14 protein-coding genes are annotated in these 14,405 nt (G+C 35.2%); 4 read left to right on the top strand and 10 right to left on the bottom strand.

Features of this window, described 5'->3' with window-relative positions; genetic code table 11:
- Position 1 precedes the first annotated feature (1 nt).
- Together mtgA and mobB are read right to left on the bottom strand one after the other, a co-directional pair.
- A complete protein-coding gene (gene mtgA, locus A9G28_RS01015; protein ID WP_065579505.1) occupies positions 2 to 697 on the bottom strand; it encodes a monofunctional biosynthetic peptidoglycan transglycosylase in 696 nt (231 codons plus the stop codon).
- A 48-nt stretch (positions 698 to 745) separates the two neighbouring features.
- Entirely contained in the window at positions 746 to 1,240 is a 495-nt protein-coding gene (mobB, locus tag A9G28_RS01010) for a molybdopterin-guanine dinucleotide biosynthesis protein B (RefSeq protein WP_065568366.1), read from the bottom strand.
- Positions 1,241 to 1,324: 84 nt separating this feature from the next.
- Here mobB and A9G28_RS01005 point away from each other — a divergent pair, with 84 nt between their 5' ends.
- Positions 1,325 to 2,353, top strand: a complete 1,029-nt coding sequence (locus A9G28_RS01005; RefSeq protein ID WP_065579504.1) for a threonine aldolase family protein — start codon at positions 1,325 to 1,327, stop codon at positions 2,351 to 2,353.
- A 144-nt stretch (positions 2,354 to 2,497) separates the two neighbouring features.
- On the opposite strand, the gene mobA is transcribed toward A9G28_RS01005, so the two are convergent.
- Positions 2,498 to 3,085, bottom strand: coding sequence for a molybdenum cofactor guanylyltransferase MobA (gene mobA / locus A9G28_RS01000; RefSeq protein WP_065579503.1), 588 nt, complete (start codon positions 3,083 to 3,085; stop codon positions 2,498 to 2,500).
- A gap of 201 nt (positions 3,086 to 3,286) precedes the next feature.
- Here mobA and A9G28_RS00995 point away from each other — a divergent pair, with 201 nt between their 5' ends.
- Positions 3,287 to 3,556, top strand: a complete 270-nt coding sequence (locus A9G28_RS00995; protein WP_065568369.1) for a YihD family protein — start codon at positions 3,287 to 3,289, stop codon at positions 3,554 to 3,556.
- Positions 3,557 to 3,564: 8 nt separating this feature from the next.
- Complete coding sequence (locus A9G28_RS00990; RefSeq protein WP_065568370.1) at positions 3,565 to 4,290, top strand: thioredoxin domain-containing protein; 726 nt, start codon at positions 3,565 to 3,567, stop codon at positions 4,288 to 4,290.
- A gap of 143 nt (positions 4,291 to 4,433) precedes the next feature.
- Here the strand turns inward: A9G28_RS00990 and A9G28_RS00985 are convergent, their stop codons facing one another.
- Positions 4,434 to 6,407 (bottom strand): MacB family efflux pump subunit, encoded by a 1,974-nt coding sequence (locus A9G28_RS00985; RefSeq protein ID WP_065579502.1) that lies wholly within the window; start codon positions 6,405 to 6,407, stop codon positions 4,434 to 4,436.
- Between the two features lies 1 nt (position 6,408).
- On the bottom strand, positions 6,409 to 7,596 hold the full coding sequence (locus A9G28_RS00980; RefSeq protein ID WP_065579501.1) for an efflux RND transporter periplasmic adaptor subunit: 1,188 nt from the start codon (positions 7,594 to 7,596) through the stop codon (positions 6,409 to 6,411).
- 269 nt (positions 7,597 to 7,865) lie between these two features.
- On the opposite strand from A9G28_RS00980, the gene A9G28_RS00975 reads away from it, so the two are divergent.
- On the top strand, positions 7,866 to 8,123 hold the full coding sequence (locus A9G28_RS00975; protein ID WP_065566157.1) for a YfhL family 4Fe-4S dicluster ferredoxin: 258 nt from the start codon (positions 7,866 to 7,868) through the stop codon (positions 8,121 to 8,123).
- Here the strand turns inward: A9G28_RS00975 and ispH are convergent, their stop codons facing one another.
- From ispH to folE, 5 genes are all read right to left on the bottom strand, one after another.
- The gene (ispH, locus tag A9G28_RS00970; protein ID WP_065566086.1) at positions 8,124 to 9,071 is read right to left on the bottom strand and encodes a 4-hydroxy-3-methylbut-2-enyl diphosphate reductase; all 948 of its coding nucleotides are present in this window, start codon (positions 9,069 to 9,071) and stop codon (positions 8,124 to 8,126) included.
- Between the two features lies 1 nt (position 9,072).
- Positions 9,073 to 9,543 carry a signal peptidase II gene (lspA, locus tag A9G28_RS00965; RefSeq protein ID WP_065566087.1) on the bottom strand — a complete coding sequence of 157 codons (471 nt, stop codon included), beginning with the start codon at positions 9,541 to 9,543 and terminating at the stop codon, positions 9,073 to 9,075.
- 112 nt (positions 9,544 to 9,655) lie between these two features.
- A complete protein-coding gene (ileS, locus tag A9G28_RS00960) occupies positions 9,656 to 12,463 on the bottom strand; it encodes an isoleucine--tRNA ligase (protein WP_065579500.1) in 2,808 nt (935 codons plus the stop codon).
- A 37-nt stretch (positions 12,464 to 12,500) separates the two neighbouring features.
- Complete coding sequence (gene ribF, locus A9G28_RS00955; protein WP_065566089.1) at positions 12,501 to 13,439, bottom strand: bifunctional riboflavin kinase/FAD synthetase; 939 nt, start codon at positions 13,437 to 13,439, stop codon at positions 12,501 to 12,503.
- Between the two features lie 178 nt (positions 13,440 to 13,617).
- Positions 13,618 to 14,277 (bottom strand): GTP cyclohydrolase I FolE, encoded by a 660-nt coding sequence (gene folE / locus A9G28_RS00950; protein ID WP_065566090.1) that lies wholly within the window; start codon positions 14,275 to 14,277, stop codon positions 13,618 to 13,620.
- Positions 14,278 to 14,405: the final 128 nt, after the last annotated feature.

Below are 14,405 nucleotides of genomic sequence, written 5' to 3'. Positions count from 1 at the left end.
GCTATTTTAGCTTTTTTAGATAATTTTTATTACCCAAATTATTCATTTGGTTATAAATCCATTTAGCTCTTTTTTGTACCCGTTCACTTGGTATTGTTGGACTCCAACGCCTTGGATTAGGTAATATTGCTGCAAGTAAACTTGCTTGCTTTGCAGTTAACTGATTAGCACTAACATTAAAATAGTGCTGAGCGGCGGCTTCAATACCAAAAATACCCTCTCCCCATTCAGCACAATTTAAATAGATTTCCAGTATACGTTTTTTGGGCCAAAATAGTTCTATCCACAATGTAAACCAAGACTCAACACCTTTGCGAATCCAGCTACGAGATGGCCATAAAAAGATATTTTTAGCAACTTGCTGAGTGATTGTGCTAGCTCCTTTGAGTTTTTTGCTATTTTGATTATGATCTAAGGCGATGCGAATAGCATTAAAATCAAATCCCCAATGCACAGCAAAATTTTGATCTTCTGAGGCTATTACGGCAATTTTAATATTGTCCGAAATTTCATTCCAATCTTTCCAAACTCGTTGTTGAGGTATATTCCAATGCATGACTTTACGTTCTATCATTAACATAGACCCATATGGAGGATTCCACCAACGCATAGCTAAAGTTGAAAAAACAGATAGTAGCATTAGTCCGATTATTACCTTTTTGGCAATGGCTAGAATTTTTTTTAATAAACGAATCATGCTAATTTTATATAATATAAAGTAAAAAGGTAGATAAGATACGATATATTATTGTTTAAATAAATATCTTTTTATAAAATCAACAATTTGAATTGGTTGATTGATATCAAAAATAGGCACAGAAACATCTAATGGTTCGTCACTGGCTATCGCTATTGTAAACTCATCTATATAGAGGGGCTTTTTATTTGCTTGACGATGACAAATGATTTTAGGAATATTTTCGTCTTTAAATCCTTCAATCAATATAATATCAACATCATTAAATTGATTAATGAGCGTGATTAAATCTGCTGGTTTATTCGGTGTTTCTTGAATCATTGCATAACGATTATTACAGGCAATAATTGTTTGCAAAGATCCAGCTTTTCGCAATTCATAACTATCTTTACCAGGAATATCAAACTCAATATTATGGTGCGCATGTTTTAATGAACCAATAGTAAAACCTTGTTCAACGAATAATTCAATGATCTTTTTTAGTAAAGTTGTTTTGCCGTTACCACTATAACCACAAATCCCAATAATTTTCCGGTTGTTCATCGATTCTTTACTCTAATGTGCTATATTGAAGATTAGGTAATATTACACTAATTTATACAATGCCTGTTGGAGAAGGAGCGTTATATGTACGATTTTTTGAATGATTATAATCAAACGGTTCACCCTCATTTACTAAAAAATTTTATTGATATTGCTGATAAAAAATTGAGTGGTTATGGTTTAGATGATATCTGTGATCATGCAATAGAAAGCATAAAAAAACAATTGAAATCACCAAAGGCTGATATTCATTTTATGCCTGGAGGAACCATTACTAATTTAACAGTAATTTCACATATATTAAGACCTTATCAAGCGGTTATTGCAACTGATACAGGGCATATTAATGTGCATGAAACTGGCGCTATTGAGGCAACAGGGCATAAAGTGTTAACAGTGCAAACGGAAGATGGGAAACTGACACCAGAATTGATTAAGCCTGTTTTAACTCATCATTGCGATGAGCATATGGTACAACCTAAACTTGTCTATATCTCAAATACGACAGAACTCGGTACGGTATATACCAAGCAAGAACTCAAAAAACTATATCAATTTTGCCAAAAAAATCACCTTTATCTTTATTTAGATGGTGCAAGATTAGCGATGGCATTAACGGCAAAAGATAATGATATTACTTTTCCTGATTTAGCAAAATATACTGATGTATTTTATATTGGTGGAACTAAAGTGGGGGCTTTTGCTGGTGAAGCGGTGATATTTAATAATCTTTCCATTAATCAAGATTTTCGTTTTAGCATGAAGCAAAAAGGGGCAATTTTAGCCAAAAGCTGGGTTGTGGCTGTACAAATTAAAGCATTAATGCAAAATAATCTTTATCTTGAGTTAGGGAAGCACAGTAATGAGATGGCTGATAAATTAAAAACACTATTTGAGAAAGCAGGGTTAACATTTATCGCCAAACCACAAAGTAATCAGCTATTTGTTAATTGCCCAACCCAACTGGCTGAAAAAATTCTTGCTCATTACGCCGTAGATAATCTTGGACAAACTGATGCTAAACACATTGGTTTACGTTTTTGCACCTCATGGTCCACACAAGATGAAGAAATAGAATTATTTGCTGAGCAATTTCAGACATGGTTGGCATAATAAATAAATAGCGATTAGGCGTTGATATGAGCTACTTTAAATAAATAACCTATTTAAATAAAATAACCTACCCCCATTATTTTGGCTATATTATCTATTGATAAATAGCCTTAATACCGATGATATACTTATCTTATTTCTATCTCAGTAGTTTTTTATTTGATTTGCTTGTTTAAGTTCTTCAGGCGTATTGATATTAATAAAACAAGAAGTCTGATCATTAAAATCAACGGGTTTTGCATCAATTTGTTCTAAAAATGACATTAGTTTACGATTACCTTGTTCCAAATACAATTTAAGTTTTTGGATAACTGCTTTATGAATAAGCAAAATAGTTGGGTGATTATACTGACCATCACACGGATAGATTGCTTCGCTGTTTGAAGTATGTATTGCTAAACGCGCGATTAAATCATCTGGTAAGAAAGGGGTATCGCAACTAACAAATAAATTCCAATCTGTTTCACTACGTAATAACCCACTGTAAATGCCAGATAATGGCCCTAAATAGCCAGTTAGATCATCGCTAAATACTGGGTATTGAGCTTTTCGATATTGATTAGTATTACGATTGCAGTTAATCATAATTGAGTCAACTTGAGGTTTGATATGGTTAATGACATGTTGGTAAAGCGGTTTTCCGTTTAACAATAGTAATCCTTTATCATCACCATTCATTCGTAAACTTTGCCCTCCTGCTAGAATAATTGCAGTAATTGGTACACTTTTCATAAATTATTTCTCTTTTGCATTGCCAAAAAACAAAATAACATTACTATATAACAAAGTTGTTTTAAGTTTTAGCATACATATTTTAAACATAGCAGCTCAATTATTCATGAAATTGAGTATATACCAGCCTGTTTTTAATATGTAAATTAAATTTTATATCATCATCTTCAATTACTTTGAGGATTAAAAAAGGTATTAATTATGAAATGTCATCGTATTGATGAAGTAATGGAATTATTACAACCCGCTTGGGAAAGTGATTCAGATCTTAACCTATTACAATTTTTAGCTAAATTGGGTCAAGAAGCGGGGTTTGAAGGTGAATTAAAGGACTTGAGTGACGAAGTTTTAATTTATCATTTAAAAATGCGAGGCTCAGATAAGAGCGAAGCTATTCCAGGCCTAAAAAAAGATTATGAAGAAGATTTTAAATCTGCGTTGTTAAAAGCACGTGGAATTATAAAAGAATAAGGAGGATTATGAATATGAAAAAAACGCTGATAGCAATTAGTATTGCACTTTTTTCTGTAAACTGTTTTGCAGATGAAGGTAAAACAACAACTAAATCCGAAGTATCAATAACCACAACTGCGCCAGAGCCGATCGAATTAGGCAAACAATATGCTGCATTACCAACAAACCCTTCACCCGACAAAGAAGTTATAGAGTTTTTTTCGTTTAATTGTCCAAGCTGTTTTAGATTTGAAATTCAAAATCAAGGTTCGCACACCATTGGTAAAGCTTTACCAGAGGGGGTTAAATTTAAACGTTATCATTTAGAGGATTTTGGACCACTAGCTAAAGAGCTTGCGCAAGCGTGGGCTGTAGCGAATGTCCTTGGTATTGAAGATAAAGCTTCAGATGCACTTTATAATGCAGTTCAAAAAGATAAAACAATAAAAACAGCTGATGATATTAAAGTGGTTTTTGAAAAATTAGGTATCAGTGGTGAAGTGTATGATAAAACCAAAGATGGCTTTTTAGTTAAAGCCTTTATGGCGCAACAAGCAAGTGCAATTAAAGAGATGAAACCAGAGTCTATTCCTACTGTTATTGTTAATCGTAAGTTTTTTATCATAGCAAATCAACTTAATATAACTAGTGATGAAGCATTTATTAATGACTATGCAAGAGTGACAGCATTTGTTGCTGGGTTAGATCCTAATGCAAAAGTAGAGCAAAAAACAAATTCCGATAAAAAATAATGTGATGATATATCATTGTTATCATTTTTTACTAAAAGCATAACCTATTATTTTTAATAGATAAGTTAAGCGTTTAGTACTAATATTACCATCCCTTTGCATAGCTATTTTACGCAAAGGGATTTTTTATTATAAGAATATGATTATTCTCTTTCTAAAGCATGAATAGGATCAAGCTTAGCAGCTCGTCTTGCTGGAAAGTAGCCAAAGATAATGCCAATTATACTGGAGCAACTAAATGCGGCAATAATGGCAAGAATGGAAAAACTCATAGCAAATGACGTAACAACAGCATTAAAAACAAACCCAATAGCAAATGAAAGTAAAATACCTATTGTTCCACCAATTAGGCAGACTAATACTGCTTCGATCAAAAATTGTTGTAGTATATCACTTGAACGAGCACCAACCGCCATACGTACACCAATTTCGCGAGTTCTTTCGGTGACCGAGACTAACATGATATTCATCACCCCAATACCGCCAACAATAAGTGAAATTAGCGCAATAGCTGAAACCAATAGAGTCATTACCCAAGTTGAGGAATTAATTGTTTCTCGTATATTGTCTGAGTTAAAAATATAAAAGTCTTTTGTGCCATGCCTTTTTAACATAATTTGATTAATAGCTTGCTCAGCAACCGATAGATCAACATTATCGTTAACGCGTACCGTAATACTTTTTAATGACGTTTGCCCAACCATACGATTAATAACTGTGGTATAAGGTAACCAAATATTTAAACTCTCATTGCTACCAAACCCTTGTTGTTGTTTGGTAGCAATACCAATTATTCTTACTGGTAATTGTCCCACCATTAAAATTTTTCCAATAGGATTTTGATTGGCAAATAATCGTTTAACCGTATTTTCATCGATTACCGCATCTTGTGTGGAAGCAATAATACTTGTTTCATCGAAAGATTTCCCCTGTGTAATATTATAGCCACGAACGGCAAAAAATTGCTCACCAACACCATTTACAGTTCCTATTACAGCAAGGTTGTTAATTCGAAAATAGACACTGGTTGCAAGGTTTGGGGTCGTACTATGAACAAAGCTTTGTTGAGCTAAAAAGTCCGCATCAGATGAGCGCAATGTAGTGATTTTATCCGCATTGCGATCACCAAATCCCGATCCGGCATAAATTTCTAAAGTACTCGTTCCTAATGAATTAATATTAGATAAAATTTTTTGTTTGGTACCTTGACCTAACGCAACAACTGACACCACAGAGGCAATACCAATTATAATACCTAACATAGTTAAAATAGTTCGTAACCGTTGTGAGACCATCGATAAAATAGCCATTTTAAACGCATCACGAAAACGATAATATTTTGCCCAGAAATGATCTTGCGTTTTAGTCGCTTCGATCTGCTTAACTTGGCGATTAGCATTACAATTTTGTTCAGATTGGTAATTTGGATTAATTGAATCAGAAACAATATTCCCATCACTAATTTCAACAATTCGCTGGGCACTTTTAGCAATATTTGAATCATGAGTAACAATAATAACGGTATGACCTTGTTGGTGCAATTCTTGTAATATTGCCATCACTTCTAAGCCACTTTTACGATCGAGGGCTCCTGTTGGTTCATCAGCTAAAATAATTTGCCCACCATTAATTAGAGCTCGACCAATACTGACTCGTTGTTGCTGTCCTCCTGATAACTGGCTCGGTTTATTATCTATTTTATCGGCAAGCCCTAAACGGGTTAAAATTCCATTCGCTCTTTTTTGTCGTTGCTCGCTAGTAATACCCGCATAAATAGCAGGAATTTCTACATTTCCTCGTGCGGTTAGTGCATTTAATAAATGATAACGTTGAAAGATAAAGCCAAAATGCTCACGACGTAATTCAGCTAGCTCATCAAGGGATAACTTCCTTGTTGCGCGTCCACTAATAGAGTAAGTCCCTGAGGTTGGTTTATCTAGGCAGCCTAAAATATTCATCAAAGTGGACTTTCCAGATCCTGAAGCCCCAATAATAGCGACCATTTCACCAGCATTAATTGTCAGATTGATGCCTTTAAGAACTTGTATGGTTGAATCTCCTGCTGGAAACTCACGAACAATATTCTCAAGCTTGATAAGCGGTATATTATTCTCCATGTTAGAATCGAATCCTTGGTGATCTTGCATTATTGCCTATTGAAGCGCCATTAGCACTACTGACCACAACAATATCACCTTCTTTAATACCTGATTTTATTTCAACATTGATATTGTTATCGGCACCCACAATAACCTCACGCTCTTCAATTTCTTTATATTTATTTAACAGATAAATAATCGCTTTATTTTTGTCTAATTTTTTTTGGATTGCTTGGGAAGGAATAGTTAACACATCTTTTGCTTCGGACAAAACGATATAAACTTGCGCTGTCATTGAAATTCTTAAAATATGATCGGGATTATCCACATCAAATAACCCATTGTAATAAATTGCACTTTTTGTGGATGATGAGCTTGACGAGATTGCCTCTGTATTAATCGAGTCTGGCGCAGGCTCGATTGCGCGCAGAGTTAAACCATCAAAACGCCTATTAGGTTGACCTAAAATAGTAAAATAAACTGGCATTCCTTTTTTAACATTAACCACATCAGCTTCAGAAATTTGTGCCTCAATGGTCATTTTATCAAGCTGAGCTACTTTAACTATGGTTGGTGCACTTTGCACGGAGTTGACTGTTTGCCCTTCATCGACTGGAATTGCGACAATTATACCATCAATAGGTGAGCGAATTTTAGTATATCCTAAGTTCACTTTCGCTGTATCTACGGCAACTTGTGCCTTAACAATATCGGCATCAAGTGCTGCAATATCGGCTTTAATTACATCAAGCTCAGCTTTTGCTGCATCCAAATCAGATTGAACACCAACGCCTTTATTAACCAACTTGCGATGGCGATCATAGGTTAATTGATAGTTAATTAATTTTGCTTTTTTAGCTTCACGTTGTGCTTCTAAACTATTGAGTGATGCTTCTGATTGTTTTAAATCATTACTTTGTTTAAGATCGTCAATCTCGGCAATCATATCGCCTTGTTTAACTTCATCACCCAATTCAACATAAAGCTTTTTAATTTGACCCGAAACTTGAGCACCAACACTGACTTGTTTAAATGCACTAATTGTCCCATCTGCTAGGACTGTTTTTTCAATATTGCCTTTTGTTGCCGGTGACGTAATATAATTAACTGTCGTTTGCGAAGAGAAAAAAATTATTTTTGTAATATAAATAATTGCAAAAGTAATGACGGCTATGAATAAATACTTTTTTTTAAAAAACTTTAACAATCTTTTTCATCCTTATGTTTTGTTATTATTTTTTCGACATTGTATCGCAATAAATAAAAATGAAATTGATAACTATTCTTAATAAATTGTAATAATTATGAAAATTATCTAATATAAGTTATTCATTTTATACTACAACGCATATTTTTCTGAAACTTTTTTACAATAATTGAACGACCCAATCAGCCATAATGTGATCTTTATTCTGATTTATTTGCGATTGCGCTATAATGGCGCAAATTTATAGAGTTGATGAAGATAACAAAGCAATGGCGCTAAAAATAACATCAAAATGTATCAATTGTGATATGTGTGAGCCTGAGTGCCCAAACGAGGCTATCTCAATGGGCTTTGACACATATGAAATCGATCCGAATAAATGTACGGAATGTGTGGGTTATTATGATCATTCTACTTGCCAGCGCGTTTGCCCTATTCAAAATGCAATTATAGCCGATCCTCAACACGTTGAAACACAAGAGCAATTACTCTTGAAATTTGAGCGACTTAAAGCTATTACTAAATAATTAGCTAGATTTGACATCGATGCGTAATTCTTTAGGAATTTCAAAAGTGATATTTTCTAAAATACCATCTGTTTCAATGAGTGATGTACAACCAAGACTTTTCAAGTGATCAATGACTTGTTGCACTAAGATATCGGGAGCAGAAGCACCAGCGGTTACCCCTATGGTATGCGCGTTTACTAACCATTCTTTTTGGATGTCTGAAGCAAAATCAATTAAATAAGCCTGTTTACTATTGCGTCTAGCAAGCTCTGCTAGACGATTTGAATTAGATGAATTTTTAGAACCGACGACCAAAACAATATCTGCGCGCGAGGATAGCTGTTTTACCGCTTGTTGGCGATTGGTTGTGGCATAGCAAATATCATTTTTACGTGGACTACGAATATCAGGAAAACGTTTTTTTAAAGCGACAATGATCTCGGCAGTATCATCAACCGATAAAGTTGTTTGAGTGGTAAAGCAAAGGTTATTTTCGTTTTTTACTTGTAGTTTTTGTACATCATCTATCGATTCGACTAAATAGATACCACCTTCAGGATTATTATACTGCCCCATTGTCCCATCAACCTCAATGTGGCCAGCATGACCGATTAAAATGACTTCTTCGCCACGATAACTAGATCGAGCAACTTCCATATGTACCTTAGTCACGAGTGGGCAAGTCGCATCAAAAACGCGCAACTTACGTTGTTTTGCTTCTTCTCGAACGGCTTTAGATACACCATGTGCTGAAAATATAAGAATCGTGTTGTCAGGAACTTCATTAATATCTTCAATAAAAATCGCACCTAATTCTTTTAGGCGATTGACAACGTAGCGATTATGTACAACCTCGTGGCGGACATAAACGGGTGCACCAAATAACTCTAGTGCACGTTCAACAATGGTGATAGCACGATCAACACCTGCACAAAATCCACGAGGGTTGGCTAAAATAATTTGCATGTTATGCTGTCTTCTTCGGTTTTTTGTAATTACAGAAAATAAATAAGCCAATACCCGCACAAATTGCACAGTCAGCAATATTAAAGGTTGGATAATGCCAATTACCAAAGTTAACATCTAAAAAGTCAACCACAAAACCATGGTAAATACGATCAAATAAATTACCAAATGCTCCTCCCAGAATCAGTGATAATGAAAGGTTCTCTAATTTTTGTTTACGACTATTGCGGTATAACATGTGCATAATCACGGCACTGATTATCAAAGCAAAAACAGCAAGCATTGTACGTTGACCTTCAAAAATGCTAAAGGCAGCCCCAATGTTGCGGACATAAGTGATCGAGAAGAAGGGTAGAAGGTTCACTGATTCAAATAACGAGAAGTTATTTATAATCCAAAATTTACTTGTTATATCAATGATAAAAACAATGATTGCAAATAATAACCAGTAAAGTCCGTTATCTTTTTTCATATAATTTATGCTCATTATTATATTTCCGCCGACAATCGTCGGCGGAAAGGGTACTAAGTTGCTATAGGGATCGCTATAGCTGATTTTGTGCGTTAAATGGCTTTATTATTGCTTATGCAAAATACCTTATCTCGCCATTGCCATGGATGTTTTCCTCACAACGCTTACATAAATGGGTTGTTGGTTCATTATCTGTTGTGTAGTGCCAACAACGAGGGCATTTATCGCCTTGTGCTTTGGTCAACTCAATTTTCAGCCCTTGAATATCACTTTGTACAGCGTTTTCTGGTGCTGTTTGTAATGGTTTAACGTTAGCTTGTGATGTAAGTAAAACAAAACGCAATTCATTTTCTAATTTAGCTAATGTTGTAGCAATCTCTTCATCAGCATAAAGAGTAACGGCCGCTTCAAGTGCACCACCGATTACTTTATCATTACGACCTTGTTCAAGTACTTTATTCACTTCGCTACGAATTGTTAAAATTTTCGACCAGTATTCACTATTCAAGGTTTCATTATCCGATAATGCAAATAATGCGCTATACCATTCATCTTCAAAAACGAATTCTTGTTTTTCTGCTGCTGGTAAGTATTGCCAGATTTCATCTGCAGTAAATGATAAGATCGGAGCAATCCAGCGAACCATAGCTTGAGCAATATGATATAAAGCGGTTTGACAACTGTGGCGTGCAATACTATCACTTTTGGCTGTGTACTGACGATCTTTAATGATATCTAAATAAAATGATCCCATTTCGATTGAACAAAATTGCATAATGCGTTGTACAACTTTATGGAAATCATAATTTTCATATGCCTGAATAATGTGTTCTTGTGCTTCTTTCGCCATGCTCACCGCCCAACGATCAAGTACAACCATATCATCTGGCTTAACCATATCGGTCACTGGATCAAATCCATTTAAATTCGCTAGCAAAAAGCGAGCAGTATTACGAATACGACGATAGCTATCCGCCGCTCGTTTGATAATTTCATCTGAATAACTCATTTCACCCGAATAATCGGTAGATGCAATCCATAAACGTAAAATATCGGCACCAAGCTTATTCATCACTTCTTGGGGGGTAACGATATTACCGAGAGATTTAGACATCTTACGACCTTGTCCATCAACCACAAAACCATGAGTAAGCACTTGCTTATAAGGCGCTTTGTTATCAATTGCAGTAGATAACATTAACGAAGACATAAACCAACCACGATGTTGATCTGAACCTTCTAAATATATGTCGGCATCATGACCTTCGAATTCTGGACGAGCGCGAACCACCGATGAAAAAGTAGATCCAGAATCAAACCAAACATCTAACGTATCAGGAACTTTGCGATAATCATCAGCATCTGGACCGAGAAGATCTTTAATGTCCGCATCCCACCAAGCTTGAATGCCATCTTTTTCAACTAACTTAGCTATTTTTTCAATTAAAGCTAATGTGTCTGGGTGAAGTTCCTCAGTCTCTTTGTGTACAAACAATGTCATAGGTACACCCCACGTACGCTGACGAGAAATACACCAGTCTGGGCGATTAGCAACCATAGTTTCAATGCGCGCTTGTCCCCAATCCGGGATCCAACGCACTTGTTTAATTTCTTCTAATGATTGCAAGCGCAAATCTTGCTTTTCCATGCTAATAAACCATTGCGGTGTCGCACGAAAAATAACAGGTGTTTTATGGCGCCAACAACATGGATAGCTATGTTCAATATTTTCAAAGTGTAATAATGCATTATGTTCTTTTAAGATCTCAACAATGACTTTATTCGCTTTAAATACAAATAACCCGTCTAAACCTGCACCTGTTCCTGATAAGTAGCAACCATTACCACCAACAGGATTGGCGACTTCAAGTCCATATTTTTGACCTACCATAAAGTCTTCTACCCCATGACCAGGGGCGGTGTGTACTGCACCAGTACCAGCATCAATAGTAACGTGATCACCAAGTACAACTGGCTCATCAAAATCAAGGAATGGATGTTTAAAACGCAATAACTCAAGCGCATCACCGTGACAGCTACCTAACACTTTCCATTCACTGATATTGGCTCGTTTCATCACAGATTCAACTAAATCAGCTGCTAAAATTAAGCATTCTTTATCATTGACTTGAACAAGCTGATATTCAAAATCAGTATTTAAAGCAATTCCTCGACTTGCTGGTAAAGTCCAAGGTGTGGTAGTCCAAATTACAGCATAAATCGTTAAGTCGGTATTGATACCAAATTTATTTGCTATAGCTTGATTATCGACCGCTTTAAATTTTACATCAATTGCTGGCGATGATTTATCATAATATTCCACCTCAGCTTCTGCCAAAGATGACATACAATCCGTACACCAATAGACGGGTTTAGCACCTTTGACTAAATGGCCATTTTTTATAACGTTACCTAAAGTGCGGATAATATTTGCTTCCGTATTATAATCCATTGTACGGTAAGGATTTTGCCAATCACCCAATACCCCCATACGGATAAAATCCGCCTTTTGTAGTTCAACTTGTGAAGCCGCATAATCACGGCAAATTTGGCGAAATTCAGCAGACGAAACTTTAACCCCAGGTTTACCAACTTGCTCCTCAACTTTTTGCTCAATCGGTAAACCATGACAATCCCATCCAGGGATATAAGGTGAATTATAGCCACTCAATCCTTTTGATTTGATAATAATGTCTTTAAGGATTTTATTAACGGCATGACCAATATGTAATTTCCCATTGGCATAAGGAGGACCATCATGCAAAATAAAGCTTTTTTTACCTTTTTTCGCAGAGCGAATTTTGCGATAAAGTTCTTTATCGTACCAATTTTGTAACATTGCTGGTTCGCGCTTAGCAAGATCGCCTCGCATAGGAAACCCCGTTTCAGGTAGATTCAATGTATTTTTATAGTCTGTCATGCTGATTTATTCCAGTTAAATTTGTTGATACTACTTTTTAATTGGTTAATTGTGCACTGATATTTTTCGCAGTGCAAACATCTTGTGTAATTTGTTGTTTTAATTCTGCTAATGAATCAAATTTTTTCTCATCGCGTAATTTTTCGATGAATGTTATGTCTAAATATTGTCCATAAATATCATCCGAAAAGTCAAATATATTCACTTCTAAAATCGCCTTTTTTCCATTAATGGTTGGTCTTAAACCAATATTGGCAACGCCATCATAAAGTTGATTATTACAAATATTTCTAACTTTAACAAAATAGACGCCTTGTAGTGCAGGCTTTTTTCGGTGTAAGTGAATATTTGCGGTTGGAAAACCTAATTGTCTTGCCAAAGCATTACCATGTATTACGCGACCTTGAATGGTATAATCTCGACCTAAAAGACAATGAGCCAATTTAAAGTCGTTATTTAAAAGTGCTTGGCGCACAGCTGTGCTACTAATACGAAAATTATTCCAAACAAATGTTGGCATACTTTCGACGATAAAATCGTTGTTATGTGCATATTGCTGTAAAAGGTTTATATCTCCTTTACGGTCAAATCCAAATCGAAAATCATCACCAATGGCGATATATTTAACTTGCAGCTTATTAATCAACCAATCTTGAATAAAATGATTCGCTGACATGTGAGCAAATTTTTTTGTAAATGGAATTGCGAGAATATAGTCAACACCAAATTTTTCAATAAAAATGACTTTTTCCTGAAATGAAGTCAACCGTGAGGGCGCATTATTTTGTGTAAAAAACTCTAGTGGTTGTGGCTCAAACAACATCACAACTGTAGGCAAGTTTCGCTTTTTACCTTGTTTAATAATATGGTTAATTAACTGTTGGTGCCCTAAATGAACACCATCAAAATTTCCCAAGGTTAAAACACATTGAGAGAATTGATTTTTTAAATTAGTTATACCACGGATAATCTTCATGAAAACAATGTTATTTATATTAAGTAACCAAGAATTATACCAATCTTTCTTGAAGATGCACGAAATATAAAGCTAGGTATTACGGTTTTCTATCGAGCTTTTTGCACTAGTTTTGGCAACAGCTTGATTGTTGACCAATGTCCAAAACTTAATTAACCAAATATAACCATTGGTAAGATCAGTAATGATTAAGTGCCCGTAAAAACTCTTGTCTTGTGCTTGGATTAGTTTTAAATCCACCACCAAGCGCAGTAGTTGTTGTGATGCTACTAGAGTCTTTAATTCCTCTTGCTTTTACACAGTAGTGAGTGGCATCAATTGAAACAGCAACATTGACCGTACCAAGCAAAGTTTGTAGAGCTACTAAAATTTGTTGGGTTAACCGTTCTTGTACTTGGGGACGCTGTGAAAAAAACTCAACAATGCGATTGATTTTAGACAGACCAATTACTTTATCTTTTGGAATATAAGAAACCGTTGCTTTACCGTCTATTGTTACAAAATGGTGCTCACATACACTAGTTAATGTAATGTCACGAACGGTAATCATCTCATCCACTTGCATTTTATTGTCGATTAACGTAATTTTCGGAAAATTTTCATAATAAAGGCCAGAAAAAATCTCATCAACATACATTTTTGACACACGATGAGGGGTCTGAGCAAGGCTGTCATCCGTCAAATCAAGTTCCATTAATTTCATAATTTCACGAAAATGAGCCTCGATTTTTGCTTTACGCTCATTATTATTCATAGCTAGATGGCATGATGGAGTTTCAAGATTTTTGGCTGCTAGTGCATCTTTGACTTTTTGCGCGGCAAGACTTAATACTGTCATTTATCAAATACTCAGGTGAAATTGAATACGATATTATATAACACTTGTGGTGCAATATATAGTTTTTTGCTGAAACGTCTAACTAACCTGAAACATCTTTACATTATATTATCTATGATGATAAGAAT

Source organism: Gilliamella sp. Fer1-1, assembly GCF_001690825.1.
GTDB lineage: Bacteria > Pseudomonadota > Gammaproteobacteria > Enterobacterales > Orbaceae > Gilliamella > Gilliamella apicola_C.
This window is presented reverse-complemented; position numbering and strand designations above follow the sequence as displayed.

Bases quoted from the DNA above. Each gene is read 5' to 3' on its own strand.
- mtgA (WP_065579505.1), bottom strand. From the start codon at position 697: ATGATTCGTTTATTAAAAAAAATTCTAGCCATTGCCAAAAAGGTAATA.
- mobB (WP_065568366.1), bottom strand. From the start codon at position 1,240: ATGAACAACCGGAAAATTATTGGGATTTGTGGTTATAGTGGTAACGGC.
- A9G28_RS01005 (WP_065579504.1), top strand. From the start codon at position 1,325: ATGTACGATTTTTTGAATGATTATAATCAAACGGTTCACCCTCATTTA.
- mobA (WP_065579503.1), bottom strand. From the start codon at position 3,085: ATGAAAAGTGTACCAATTACTGCAATTATTCTAGCAGGAGGGCAAAGT.
- A9G28_RS00995 (WP_065568369.1), top strand. From the start codon at position 3,287: ATGAAATGTCATCGTATTGATGAAGTAATGGAATTATTACAACCCGCT.
- A9G28_RS00990 (WP_065568370.1), top strand. From the start codon at position 3,565: ATGAATATGAAAAAAACGCTGATAGCAATTAGTATTGCACTTTTTTCT.
- A9G28_RS00985 (WP_065579502.1), bottom strand. From the start codon at position 6,407: ATGGAGAATAATATACCGCTTATCAAGCTTGAGAATATTGTTCGTGAG.
- A9G28_RS00975 (WP_065566157.1), top strand. From the start codon at position 7,866: ATGGCGCTAAAAATAACATCAAAATGTATCAATTGTGATATGTGTGAG.
- ispH (WP_065566086.1), bottom strand. From the start codon at position 9,071: ATGCAAATTATTTTAGCCAACCCTCGTGGATTTTGTGCAGGTGTTGAT.
- lspA (WP_065566087.1), bottom strand. From the start codon at position 9,543: ATGAAAAAAGATAACGGACTTTACTGGTTATTATTTGCAATCATTGTT.
- ileS (WP_065579500.1), bottom strand. From the start codon at position 12,463: ATGACAGACTATAAAAATACATTGAATCTACCTGAAACGGGGTTTCCT.
- ribF (WP_065566089.1), bottom strand. From the start codon at position 13,439: ATGAAGATTATCCGTGGTATAACTAATTTAAAAAATCAATTCTCTCAA.
- folE (WP_065566090.1), bottom strand. From the start codon at position 14,277: ATGACAGTATTAAGTCTTGCCGCGCAAAAAGTCAAAGATGCACTAGCA.